This is a genomic window from Maribacter spongiae (assembly GCF_047345125.1).
GTDB lineage: Bacteria > Bacteroidota > Bacteroidia > Flavobacteriales > Flavobacteriaceae > Maribacter.
Genome location: NZ_JBLFEQ010000001.1, coordinates 581,703 through 595,022, shown reverse-complemented (window position 1 = coordinate 595,022; position 13,320 = coordinate 581,703). Strand labels below are relative to the sequence as shown.

General features: G+C 38.2%; 8 protein-coding genes. 4 read left to right on the top strand and 4 right to left on the bottom strand.

Annotated elements, in window-relative coordinates; translation table 11 throughout:
* Nucleotides 1–512: 512 nt before the first annotated feature.
* From ACKWB9_RS02590 to ACKWB9_RS02575, 4 genes are all read right to left on the bottom strand, one after another.
* Nucleotides 513–2,504: a putative porin gene (locus ACKWB9_RS02590; protein WP_414001418.1), complete on the bottom strand. Its 1,992-nt coding sequence runs from the start codon at nucleotides 2,502–2,504 to the stop codon at nucleotides 513–515.
* A 131-nt stretch (nucleotides 2,505–2,635) separates the two neighbouring features.
* Entirely contained in the window at nucleotides 2,636–3,160 is a 525-nt protein-coding gene (locus ACKWB9_RS02585) for a hypothetical protein (protein WP_414001417.1), read from the bottom strand.
* A gap of 11 nt (nucleotides 3,161–3,171) precedes the next feature.
* On the bottom strand, nucleotides 3,172–4,593 hold the full coding sequence (locus ACKWB9_RS02580) for a SusD/RagB family nutrient-binding outer membrane lipoprotein (RefSeq protein ID WP_414001416.1): 1,422 nt from the start codon (nucleotides 4,591–4,593) through the stop codon (nucleotides 3,172–3,174).
* 18 nt (nucleotides 4,594–4,611) lie between these two features.
* On the bottom strand, nucleotides 4,612–7,752 hold the full coding sequence (locus ACKWB9_RS02575; protein WP_414001415.1) for a SusC/RagA family TonB-linked outer membrane protein: 3,141 nt from the start codon (nucleotides 7,750–7,752) through the stop codon (nucleotides 4,612–4,614).
* Nucleotides 7,753–7,959: 207 nt separating this feature from the next.
* Between ACKWB9_RS02575 and ACKWB9_RS02570 the strand changes: the two genes are divergently transcribed.
* The 4 genes from ACKWB9_RS02570 (at nucleotide 7,960) to ACKWB9_RS02555 (ending at nucleotide 13,270) form a co-directional block, all read left to right on the top strand.
* Nucleotides 7,960–8,556 carry a ribonuclease HII gene (locus ACKWB9_RS02570; RefSeq protein WP_414001414.1) on the top strand — a complete coding sequence of 199 codons (597 nt, stop codon included), beginning with the start codon at nucleotides 7,960–7,962 and terminating at the stop codon, nucleotides 8,554–8,556.
* Between the two features lie 33 nt (nucleotides 8,557–8,589).
* Nucleotides 8,590–11,040, top strand: a complete 2,451-nt coding sequence (locus ACKWB9_RS02565) for a ribonuclease HII (RefSeq protein WP_414001413.1) — start codon at nucleotides 8,590–8,592, stop codon at nucleotides 11,038–11,040.
* Nucleotides 11,041–11,185: 145 nt separating this feature from the next.
* A complete protein-coding gene (locus tag ACKWB9_RS02560) occupies nucleotides 11,186–12,499 on the top strand; it encodes an OmpA family protein (RefSeq protein WP_414001412.1) in 1,314 nt (437 codons plus the stop codon).
* Nucleotides 12,500–12,577: 78 nt separating this feature from the next.
* A complete protein-coding gene (locus tag ACKWB9_RS02555) occupies nucleotides 12,578–13,270 on the top strand; it encodes a TapB family protein (protein ID WP_414001411.1) in 693 nt (230 codons plus the stop codon).
* Nucleotides 13,271–13,320 lie beyond the last annotated feature (50 nt).

Here is a 13,320-nt window from a genome sequence, read left to right as displayed (position 1 = left end):
TTAGGCCTGCCGCTAGCGTTCATCCTGAGCCAGGATCAAACTCTTCATCGTTATACTATATATACTATTAAGCAAACGACCAAAAAATATCCCCGGGCCCGTAATCTCGATTCAAATCCTTTTATTATATGATTCAAAAAAAACCTACCGTCCATCTATTTATAATCCAGATGGACGCTGTCTCTACAATATGTCAAATGAACTTCCAGTCCAAGGGGAAAAGATATACCGAAATATCCCTCGAACCCCTCTCCAATACCCAGGCCTCAGTGCCTAAGCGGGTGCAAATATAAGAGGGTTTTTTTCTTTACACAATACTATTTCAAAAAAAAGTGCATTTTATTTTAAATAAATATACAATGTATTGATTTTTAGATATTTAATTACCAAAAAGAATAGAAAAAAAGTTCTTATCCAAGCAATAAACTGGCTATCAATAAATTAATCGACAACTCCAAAAAGAAGAAAAAGTCAAATGACTTAAAGACAGTCATCTAAAAATCGATTAAAAACTATGAAAAGAAATTCCAGACGAGACCGAAACGAATTACAAAATCCCGATAGGGGTAATTTGGAGCCGCATAAAAATCATATCCCGTGAAGGAAGAATTAAAATGTTCCGCCTTTAGATATATTCTTGTTTGTTTTATCCGAGCATTAATAAAAAAGTCCAACAAGGGGAAACCACCAAGCTCTTCTGAATCCTGTACGTAAAATTCTCCTAGCAAGGGATTATACGCATCCATTGTATAGCTGGTAAAATATTTAAATGTAATGCCTGTTTGAAGATACATGGCCTTTTTAAATACATCCGAAGAAAAGTAGAGCGTATTTCTGGTCACCAACTGCGGCACATTCAACACATTGTTTTTTTGAGATACATTTTGATACATTACCGTATTATTCAATGCAAATTTCCCCAATTTAAATTCTTTGGCATATTTCATCTTTATATAGGAAATATTTGATTCTTCCTGCAAGGGCCTTATATTGGCGTTTTCCGACCCTTCTTCTATGACGACCGTAGGATTTGAAGTAAAGAAGGTATAATTATCCAGTGTAGTGTATCTGGCCGAAAGCCTTCCCCATAAATCGGATTTTAAATTAAATTGAACCGTATTGACTTTTTCCTTTGCAAAGGAACCGGTATTTTGCCAGTTGTAATTAAGGTATTCACTTTGATAGAGCAGAAAATTAAAATTAGGCATTCGGGCAGAAGAATGAATTGAGAAGCCCAGTGTATGCTTATCATTTATGGTATATGATGCGGAGGCATCCAATATATTTCCGGTAAGCTCGCCCGAAAGATTATATCTTAGGGTTCCCTTAACATCAAAATCACCTATACGCTTACTGTAATCTCCCCCGAAAGCGATCTCTGTCCCTCTTAATTGGTTTTGAACGGTTTCCCCATTTTCGGCCACAAAAACACTGTCAAAAAAGTAGTCGTAATTGTAAAGGTCTATACTTCCCTTTAATCTTCCCAACGTACTATTATAGAATTGAACATTGAATTGGTTATAGAATGTTTTTAGCGTTGCTTTATCATCAACATTGGAGATAATAGCTTCTCCAAAATATGCATTTGCATTTTGTTGTATAAATTGATAATATTTGGTTTCGTAGCTAAAAACATGACCTACGGCCAGGGAAGTTTTTTCCACAAAAGTGGAATCTCTTTGTTTTTTCACCAATTTATATTGATGATCCAAATAATACCGTTTTCCTAGTATTTTATTATCCGTATTATTAAAGCGGACATCCACTCTTGGTCTATTAATAAAATCCGGATCACCGGACTCAAATTGCAGTTCTTTATTCGTAAGCCCTCCGTTTTCCTCTGAATCTATATTCTGGGCGGCAATATGGGCCCTTAACAGATATCTTCCATTTTTGCCCTGATAATTTGTAGTTGTTCTAAAATTACCCGATTGTATTTGATCAAACTGATACTTTCCCAAAGAACGATGTCCTTTATAGGCCAGGGAAAAGTTTAAGCGTCTGGAAGTATTAAAGGTCAACATAGCATCCAATAACTGCCCTTGCTCCAGGGTCGTTTTAAAAAAAAGGTCGGTCATTGGAGTGGCTACGTTATAATAGTCTATATCCTCTATTTCCAAATAATTATAGTGTTTTGCCCTTGCCCCTATCCTAGGATATAGGTTTGATCTGTTGAAATCCACCCCCAATTTGTTATAGGTTTGCCCTATGTTTGAAAATGACATCAATTCAAAATCATCTTTTCGCAAATAGTTATACCTGTATTCTTTTTGAATGGTAAGGGTGGTATCCAAGAAAGTCGTATCCCGTTGAAATGAGATAATTTTATAATCCTTTATCGAAATTTCGGGAAGGGGATTATTTGAAACACCTTTACTTAAAGGTTGTTTAGGCTCTGAAATAATTCCGATTGCACCTTCTTTTTTCTCTTTCCCGATATTCTCTTCTTGAGCTAAAACAATGGAATTAACAAAGACAAAAAAGAGAATAAAAAAATATTTCATGTATATCTATTTCGGGAACAAAGTTAATTTTTTTGTTGCTAATGAAATGTGAAAGTTTTAGCAATAAAAAAATCCCCTGCGTTCCAGGGGATTTAATTTATAACAATCAATCGTTCAATAGCAAAGAAGTTTTATTCATCTACATCTGCAATGTTGACCGTTGCCGTACGTAACAAATCCTGCCCACCTCTACCAATGGGCAATTCACCATCAGCATTAGATGCGCTAACTATCGTAATGGTCAAAGTTTTATCACCATCTATGACGCCATCTTCAAGCAGGTTTACTACTATATCCCCATTCACAGGCAGTCCGTCCTGATTAGGGACCGTAGTTAGGGCAATTACCAATGTGCCACCGGCACTTGTAGCCCCATCTACCGTAAAGTCGGTGCCAAATATGGCACTCCCCCCAAAGGTATAATTAACCGTTACATCACTAAGCGTACCTCCGGGAATCTCAATACTAACGTCTTCAGACCCTTCTTCTTCATCTGTATCTATTGGTGGAAATGTCGCTCTGGTTCCTGCAGGGTTAAATGCCACATAATTTGGCAATTCCTGAAAGTCAAAACCTCTATCATCAAAATCAAGGTCATTATCACATCCTATTAAAATCAATGTGATCAAACAAGCTATATATTTTATATTTTTCATCTTTTAATAAATTATAAGTTTTCAAACCACATAGGAACATCCGTCTGTTTATTTTCCGGAACATTAGGGTTACTCCCTATTTCATCGGGAGGATATACAAATCTTTTCAAGATTGTTGAAATTGTCGCCGCAGGAGGCGGGTCCAATACAGGAAATCTATTCCTTCTTACATGGTTCCAAGCCATTACTGGCTGAAGAAAAGCTGCTAAATACTGCTCATTATAAACATCCTCTATAGTCGGAACGCTTAGTCCATCTACATAAGCACTAATTTCTGCATCTGTAAGTGTTGTACCAACATCAGGAATATCTTGGCCCCACCATTCAAGGGCACTCGTAACACCTGCTCGATAATTTTCATCAGCAGATCCAGCTGCCGCAACTCCCTCTAAGGCCAACTGGGCTTTATACAAATAAATCTCGGAAGGCATCATGACCACATCTGGAAGAGATCCCCTTATAATATTATTACTAAGCACAGAAGTTTCTGGATCTGGAAATATATCATTTCCCGGAGCGGGCAAATCATTACGGGCTACCCATAGGTCATATCTTGGATCACCGGAATCCCTTAGCAATTCATCTACGGGATCTCCAGGGGCAAAAATATTCTGGCTTTCGTTATCAGGCCCAAAAAACGCAGTAATAATTGTGAACATTCCACTTTGCGCTCCTGAATCACCTGTATAATTTATAAATGCCGCATCATTATTACTCTCCATCAATGGTTGTGATAAAGTGGCATTAATCTGAGCATCAACATTAACACCTCCACTTCTCAGCATCATAAGCGTACGCAACTTTAAGGAATTCGCCAATATCCTCCATTGATCCATATCCCCGCCGTAAAACATATCACTTGTAGGACTGATCGGAAATTCACCAGTAGCGGGGCGACTATCAATAAGGGCAATACCTTCATCCAATAAATCAATCACCCCATTGAATATGGTTTGTTGATCATCAAAATTAGGTGCTGGAAACGCCGTTCCGTCCAATGCCTCCACGAAAGGCGCATCTTCCCAAATACTAGTTATCTCATAAAATAAATGAGCGCTTAATATTGTAGCAACAGCATTCACATTATTACTGGTTGGGCCAGCAGCTTCGGCATCAGCTCTAACCAATGACAAATTACCAAGACAATTCGTATACCAAGTACCCCATGTATTCCCCGTTAAAAAGATACTTACATTACCTCTATTAGGACTGTTAAAAGTATTGGATATATATTGGGATACGTCACATATCCTTGTACCTAACTCCGTTACCTTCCTAGCTGTATATGATGTAAAAACATATGGGAGCAAGGCGTTAGGGTCAGCTGTAGGTGCTGAGAATGGATCTGTATTTACATCCAACCTATCATCACAGGACAATAGTGAGCCGAATATGAATACCACAGAAAACAGTATTAATTTTATTTTTTTCATGTCTTTTAAAATTTAAATTTAGAATCTTAACCTTACATTAAAACCTATACTCCTTGTGGATGGTATACTGGCTCTCTCTATACCAAATCCATCCGCCCCTGAACCGAACAAGGAAGATTCTGGGTCAATATGTGGAACCTTAGAATACAAAAGAGCTAAGTTCCTACCTTCAACACCAATGGTAAGACCCTTTACAAAACTATCTCCTAATAATTTCGAAGGAAAAGTATATGAAATACTAGCTTCTCTAAACTTTATATAACTCGCATCAAAAATAAAGGGCTCTGCCAAGCTATTATCATCTAACGAAGTCCAAAAGTCCTGTGCATTTAGCACGGGAACATCATTATCCCTTCTTGTGACCGTTCCGTCTCCATTATCAGTAACAATAATACCTTCACGATCTATAAAAGTTCCTTCCCTATTAACAGTTGTCTCTCTTACCAATCCTTGTGTCTGTAAATCTTCTACGGTAGAAGATTTCATTATACCGCCCCATCTTACATCTATGGTCGCAGAAACATTAAAGCCCTTATAGCTAAAATTATTTACCCAGCCACCGGTCCAATCTGGCAAAACAGAACCTAACTCGGTTGCCTCACCCGCTTGTCTTCTTCCTGTATTTGGATCAATAATAGGTCTACCGGTCTCCTCATCCCTTAGATAAGGGAATGCAAATAATTGGAATTCCTTACCCGGAACCGCTACCACTTGAACACTGCTAAAACCAGATGCAATAATAACCCTCTCCAAACCTTGCGTAAGAGAGACCACTTCGGATTCTACTCGGGAAAAATTAACTGCAGTATTCCATGAGAAATCACCTATCCTTAATGGATTGGCCGTCAATGCGATTTCAAAACCTGTTTGGTCTACTTGACCTACGTTTTGTGTCCTAAAGGCAAAACCGGTAGTTTCCGGAATGGGGATATTCAAAATCTGGTTCTTATTTTGGTTTTTAAAATAAGATGCATCTATACCTAATCTACCATTAAAAAACTTTAGATCTAATCCAAACTCATAAGAAGTTTGCTCTTCCGGAAGTAAATTTTCCGAAGGAATTATAGGAGAGGCCCTGTAAGCAAGAGAACCATTGAACGGAAAGCTCAAATCCAAACTATATTGGCCGTCCGCAGTGTTCCTAGGTTGAAAAAGAAAATCCACTTGATATGGATCTGTATCATTTCCTACCTGTGCCCAACTTGCCCTTAATTTTCCAAAGGTCAAGAAATCACCAGAAAGGTTAAAGGCATCCGAAAATACAAATGCCAGACTAGCGGAAGGATAAAAATAAGAATTGTTGTCCTGCGGTAAGGTCGAAGAATAATCATTCCTCGCTGTTAACGTAAGTGTGGCCCAATCTTTATAGCCCAATTCCGCTGACCCATAAATTCCGAAAAGCCTTCGTTCGGTAAAATCCCTTTCAGGGATAGTTTGTGATGCATTAGCGGGGCTAAACAACTCTGGCACCAACAGTTGCACTCCCTCTATTTGTTGCCTTTCGAATATCCTGGCATTATATTGCATACCGCCCAAGACACTAAGCGACAAATTTTCCGTCAAATCAGTATTATACGTAGCAATGATATCCGATGTTATTTCATTTCTTCTAATATTATCTGATAAGAAGTCCCCAACCAATCTACCAACCGTTCCTACTCTATTGGTAATCAATCGCCTATCATCTTGAAGATCGACACCTACCCTAGCTAAAAGGCTGAATCCATTAAAAGGTTTAAAGGTAATTTGGTAATTACCAAAAATCCGGTCATCATCCCTATCATTTTTATTTTCGTTTCTTAACCACAAATAATTATTCGTTAACGATCCATCGTTAGCAGTAATCAAATTAATTTGATTTCCTGCCTCATCGATCCAAGGGCTAAATAATGCGGGGTCCAAGGTACTACTAAATGATGCCAATGAAACAATGTTGGGGTCGTTAGCTCCCGCAGTACCTGTACCCTCTGTCTTAGTAGTAGTATATTGAACGCTGAACCTTGATTCTAATTTTTCATTATGCTTTACTCCTGCATTTAGGCCAACCGTAATTCTATCCAAACTTGATCCGGGCAAAATACCCGTTTGATTTAATGAAGTTATACTCAATCTATAATCCATTTTTTCATTGGCATCGCCAATAGAAAAGTTATTTATTCGAGTTATACCTGTCTTAAAAAAATTATCGATTCCATTGTTAGGAACAGCCGTTAAAGCTCCTCTTTGATTTGTAATGGCCAAATTATCAACGGTTTGACCTGCAATACGTGGCCCCCAGTCATTCGTACTCCCGGGATTGTATTGTCCGTTGGAACCTGCAGCATATTCCTGTTGATAATCCGGCGTTACAAACAAGTTATCGAACCTAGTAGACGAATTGAAAGAAACGGCAACGCCATCTCCCGCTCTACCCTTTTTAGTAGTTACTATAATAGCACCACTTGCAGCTCTTGAACCATATAATGCCGTTGCTGCAGCACCTTTTAATACATTAATGGATTCTACATCATCTGGATTGATAGCAGCGGCACCATTAGAAAAATCACGATTTCCCGTAATCCTATCATTATCACTTGGGGCAGTTTGTGAATCGTTGATCAACACACCGTCAACAACCCACAACGGGTTATTGTTTCCAGACAAGGAAGAAACCCCCCTGATTATTATTTTAGAGGATCCTCCAAGATTTCCCCCGGAATTTGTAATCTGGACACCGGTAACTTTACCCTGTAAAGAGTTAACAATATTACTCTCCCGAGCTTTTACAAGATCCTCGCCCTTTACCACATCGGTGCCATAACCGAGTGTTCTTGCACCCTTTTGAATACCTAAGGCCGTAACCACAACCTCTTCCAAGGCCTGGGCATCCTCTTCCATTTGGATACTGATCGTATTGGAAGTTCCAACGGTCCTATCTACCGTTTTCTGTCCAACATAGCTGAAGCGCAATACCTGCCCTTCTTCGACATTGATAGCGTAATTACCATCAAAGTCCGTTTGGGTACCATTTGTAGTTCCTACTTCAACAATGGACACACCCGGTAAGGGCAATCCTGATTGATCCGTAACGGTACCGGAAACTGTTTTTTCCTGTGCATAGGAAAATGAGATGAAAAACACCAACAATGGTGTTAACATCCATGCAAACTTCTGTCTCATAGATTTAGTTTTTGAATTAGCTTTGCCAAAAGTCCTAAAAATTGCCAACTTATCCAAAAGTTATCTTAATACAGCCCTCAATTATGTTAAATAATGATAAAAAATTACAGTATATTCATAACAATGCATGTATTATTACATATTATTCATTTTTTTAACTTAAAAAAATCATTCCCATAACATCTGTAATCACCTGAAATTTTAGAAATGCTCAAAAAAAATCACAAATATCCGAATGAAATAGGCACTGATGAAGCTGGAAGAGGATGTCTGGCCGGACCCGTTACGGCCGCCGCCGTAATACTCCCGGAAAGTTTTGGGAATACCCTTCTAAATGACTCCAAGCAATTAAGCGAAAACAAGCGGAAAATCCTAAAACCTATCATAGAATCCGAATCGGTTTTCTTTGGCATCTCCCATGTACACCCAAGAGAAATCGAGGAAATCAATATTTTAAACGCTTCATTTGCCGCCATGCATAAATCAATCGCACTTTGTCAGGAAGCGATCCCGCTTATACTCGTAGACGGAAATAAGTTCAAACCCTATAAATCAATTCCTTTTGAATGTATAATTAAAGGGGATTCCAAATATATGAGTATAGCGGCCGCGTCTGTTCTGGCAAAAACTTACCGGGACGAATATATGGAGAAACTGCATGAGGAATATCCCATGTACAATTGGAAAAAAAATAAAGGATACCCTACTAAAGAACATAGGGAAGCCATTAAAAAGTACGGCATCACAAAATACCACCGGAAAACTTTCAAGCTACTTCCCGATCAGTTTACTCTAGACCTATAATTATCATAAATTTGCACTAAAGCCATTTTTAAGATGAAAGAGAGATTTTTTCTTTTCTTTATCGTATCCGTTATTGTTGGGTGTACCCCTGAAAAAAGGAAGGACAACTCTTTAGCACATCTCATTCCACCCAATACGGCCGTAACCTTAAAAATAAATGATTTTGAATCGTTCGTTTCCGAAATAAAGGACAATGAAATTTTATCTAAAATAAATTCCCTGCCTTTTGCGGTTAAAATCTCAAAAAAGATAGCATCACTTAAATATGTAAATAACCAGTCCAAGGGACTACTAACTTTTTCCGGAACCAACGATAATTTTGATTTCACATACATCCCCATTGATTCCGCTCTTCAGCTCCATATGGACAGTATGGCAAATAAAACGGTAACATCCTTGAGGTTTAACAACCAAGACTTTAAGAAATATCTATTGGACAGTTTGGAATTTTATACCGCTTTAATACATGATAGGGAAATATTGAGTTCTTCCTTAACGGTATTGCAAAATTTGAGAACCTTAACGGAAAGCGACAATCAACAACTAAAGAAATTCTATCGCATCTCGGACACAACAAAACTTGCACAAATCTGGTTGAATTTAAACGAAGGCGATACATTCCTAAAACAGCTCTTTGAAGTTGACCATATGTCCTTGCCTCATAAATTTGCCGACTGGATTTCACTTGATATCACATTGAGGAACGAAGAAATTCTTTTGAACGGTGTAAGCATATCCCAGGACTCATCAAAAAACTATCTGGGAATCTTCCAAAACAAGAACCTACCTGACAAAAGCAAATCCTTTATCCCAAAAAATGCCAATTCCTATGCATCCTATACCATTGCTGATTTTGATCGATTTACCAAAAGCCGGTTGGCGTACTTGGAATTGGAAAGCCAATCGGATTCCTTATTTGCTACTGTTGAGGAAGTAGGGATCGCCAACATAGCAAACGAACCCATAGTTTTGATAAGAACCTATGGAGCGGCCAGTATTTTCGACTATTTAAAATCCATTCAAAAGGATGCAAAGGAATACCGATCGACGGAAATAATGGAGTTAGGGAAAACAGGTTTTCTAAAAGATTTTTTAAATCCCCTGGTTACCGATTTCAAATCGTCCTATGTCTGTGTTGTTGAAAATACCTTTATTTTTTCCGAAAACTTGGAAACCCTGCAAGATGTTATCACCGATTACAAAATGGGAAATACATTTGAAAAGTCAGGACTTTTTAAAAATGCCGCTGAAACAATAACGGAAGAATCATCTGTTCTGACATTGGAAAATATTACTGGTTTTAAGACATCTTTGGAAAAAAACATATCGTCCGATTTTACCAAGGGCATTAAAGATATTTTTTTTAAGGACTATTTATTCGGTTCACAATTTGTATCTGAGGGCAATTTTTTACACACCAGTTATTTCATCAAAAAAATATCCGATGTCAATAAAAAAAATACCGTATCCTCTTTGTTTAAAGTAGTATTGGATGCGGATATAGTGTCAAAACCACAATTTGTAACCAACCACAAGACCCATAAGAAAGAAATAGCGGTCCAGGATCATGATAATGTCCTCTACCTCATCTCCAATAAAGGCAAAATCTTATGGAAAAAACAGCTGGACGGACGTATACAAGGAAAAATACACCAAGTTGATATCTATAGGAACGGAAGGCTGCAACTTGCATTCACTACGGACAATGAATTTTTAATCATTGACCGAAATGGCAAGGAAGTGGCTCCATTTACCCTCAAGTACGAAGGGGGAAACCTAAATCCGCTGGCAGTCTTTGATTATGAAGGAAACAAAAACTACCGCTTTGTCGTCACTCAAAACAATAAAGTCTTTATGTACAATAATAAAGCACAAATTGTTTCGGGTTTTAAATATACCAGGGCCGAGGAAAATATAATGGATGCGCCCCAACATTTCAGAATAGGCCAAAAGGACTATCTGGTTTTTAAACTTTCGCCCAACAAACTTAAAATCTTAAACCGGGTGGGTGATATTCGGATAAACATCAAAGAGAACATTCCTTTTTCCCAAAATAAGGTTCGGTCATATAAAAACACGATCGCCCTTACCACAGCAAATGGGCTTCTATACCAAATAAGTCCTAACGGAAAAATCCAAAAAACAGATATGGGCCTAAATAAAGATCATGGTTTGGATGCCACATCTAAAACACTGGCTGTTATGAACGACAATATACTAAGGATAAGGGATAAAAAAATTACCCTGGATCTTGGAGTATATACAACACCATCGATTTTTTATTTGAACGATAAAATTTACGTTTCGGTCACGGATATCCAAAATCAGAAATCCTATCTCTTTGACAGTCAGTCCAAAGCTATTCCCAATTTTCCCATATATGGCACTTCCGTCATAGATATGGCCGACATGGATAATGACAAGAAACCCGAACTAATTATTAAAGACCAAGATAATTCCCTATCTGTATACAAAATACGCTGACACATGTTTTTGGGAGATCCATAAACAATGAATGTCCAGTCATACAATCCTGTCTTGGAAAAATGATACTTTTTTTATTTTTATATAGTTAAGAACTCTCAATAATCGTGTTAGCTACACTACGATTATTCAATAGAACACTATTATGAAAACTACCGATTCCATGATACGGACATTTTTTATTGCGGGTATTTTTGTTTTTTGCGCTCCCCATGCAAATGGACAATTCCTTAAAAAACTGGGAAAAAGGGCTGAAAGAGCAGCCGAAAGAACCATTGAAAGAAGGGTAGATAAAGAGACCACAAAGAAGACCGATCAGGCACTTGACAGTATTTTGGAGCCCGGTGCCAAAGACAAGAAAAAAACGCCGACCACTATTGGCGGCAACGCTCCGGCAAGCAATCCCGAAAATGGGCCGTCCGGTTCAAAAGCAGGATCCAAAACACTCGTTGTTTATAGTAAATTTGATTTCGTACCCGGCAACAAACCCTTATTTTTTGATGATTTTTCCAATGATTTCATCGGGGACTTTCCTGCCAAGTGGAATACAAATGGTAGTGGTGAAATTGTTACAATCGGAGATTCACCGGAAAAATGGTTAGAACTTAAACCCGGTTATAACATCCTATACGTACCCGATGTACCGGAACTACCGGAGGAATACACCATTGAATTTGATACGGAAGTTATAGGGATCGATCAAAAAACATCTTCAAGGACCGGTTTACAGATAATGTTGAGCGATGATCCAAAATTTAAGACCGGTGACAATTATGTTACGGCATGGATTCCCTACGGGCAATATGGAGCTTTTGATATCCGAATGAGAAACTATATCAATAGGGACAGAGGGGATATTAACAGCGGACTCAAGGCCGATATTAGAAAAGCCGTGCTCAACAGGCCACACATCTCTATTGCCGTGAATAAAGAACGATTTCGGCTTTGGGTAAACGAACAGAAATATGTTGATATTCCTAGAATTATGCCAACTACCAACGGTGTTACCACACTCAAGTTTAACGTGAACAATTTTAAAGATCAAAAAGAGCGCATATTCATCAGCAACCTTAAAGTAGCGGAGGGAGGCATAGATCTAAGAAGGAAACTAATTTCAGAAGGTAAGATTTCGACCAATGGAATACTGTTCGATTCAGGGTCGGACAACCTAAAACCCGAGTCTATGGGCATTATTAGGCAGATTTCCCAAGTATTGCTCCAAGAAAAAGGAATGGTCTTAAAAATCATAGGGCATACCGATGGCGATGGGCCGGAAGATGCTAATCTTAAACTCTCAAAAGCCCGTGCCGGTGCCGTAAAAACCGCCTTGGTCAACATTTATTCCATTGACGAAAATAGACTTTCTACAGAAGGCAAGGGCGAATCCGAGCCAGTGGGTGACAATTCCACAACGGACGGCAAAGCACAGAACAGAAGGGTAGAATTTATAAAACAATAACCCTTGTAAAGTTGTTCTATATTTCAAACATCAATTAATAACGATCGATCCAATAATAAAAACAAAAGACACCAAACAATGAAAAAAACAATGTTCATGTCCCTGCTGATCCTAGGAACCATTTTTGATTTAATAGGGCAAGACGGCTGTAGTAAATACTATACAATGACCGATGGTTCTTTCTATGAATACACCCTTTATAACAAGAAAGGAAAGCAAGATGGTGTTACACGGTATAAAGTTACTGAAGTAACGACCAATGGCTCTGCCGTTACCGCTACATTGGATATAAAACTCATCGATAAAAAAGGAAAAGAAGTTTACAATACCAACTATAGTTATACCTGTGAGGACGATATAATAAAAATCGATTACAAATCGTTGTTTCCGGCACAAATGATGCAGCAATATGCCAATATGGAAATGGATATCACGGGCTCGGACATAGAAATCCCCAATAACCTTAACGTAGGTAAAGAGCTTGCCAATGCCCATGTAGCAATAGATATGAACATGGCGGGCATGAACATGAACATAACGGTCACCATGACCGATAGAAAAGTAGAAAACAAAGAAACCATCACCACCCCTGTAGGGTCTTTCGATTGTTATGTAATTGCCGAGAAAAACACCTCTAAGACGATGGGAATCACCAATGAAATGAACACCAAATTATGGTTAGCGGAAGGTATTGGCATGGTCAAACAGGAAATCTATAAAAAGAACGGGGACTTAATTTCAAAAACGGAACTTACCAAGCACAGTAAATAAAAGGCCGTATTAAAAGCCTGTTCAAGTTTAAATGGTTTTCCTTTTACATA

Bases quoted from the DNA above. Each gene is read 5' to 3' on its own strand.
- ACKWB9_RS02570 (WP_414001414.1), top strand. From the start codon at position 7,960: ATGCTCAAAAAAAATCACAAATATCCGAATGAAATAGGCACTGATGAA.
- ACKWB9_RS02575 (WP_414001415.1), bottom strand. From the start codon at position 7,752: ATGAGACAGAAGTTTGCATGGATGTTAACACCATTGTTGGTGTTTTTC.
- ACKWB9_RS02585 (WP_414001417.1), bottom strand. From the start codon at position 3,160: ATGAAAAATATAAAATATATAGCTTGTTTGATCACATTGATTTTAATA.
- ACKWB9_RS02555 (WP_414001411.1), top strand. From the start codon at position 12,578: ATGAAAAAAACAATGTTCATGTCCCTGCTGATCCTAGGAACCATTTTT.
- ACKWB9_RS02565 (WP_414001413.1), top strand. From the start codon at position 8,590: ATGAAAGAGAGATTTTTTCTTTTCTTTATCGTATCCGTTATTGTTGGG.
- ACKWB9_RS02580 (WP_414001416.1), bottom strand. From the start codon at position 4,593: ATGAAAAAAATAAAATTAATACTGTTTTCTGTGGTATTCATATTCGGC.
- ACKWB9_RS02560 (WP_414001412.1), top strand. From the start codon at position 11,186: ATGAAAACTACCGATTCCATGATACGGACATTTTTTATTGCGGGTATT.
- ACKWB9_RS02590 (WP_414001418.1), bottom strand. From the start codon at position 2,504: ATGAAATATTTTTTTATTCTCTTTTTTGTCTTTGTTAATTCCATTGTT.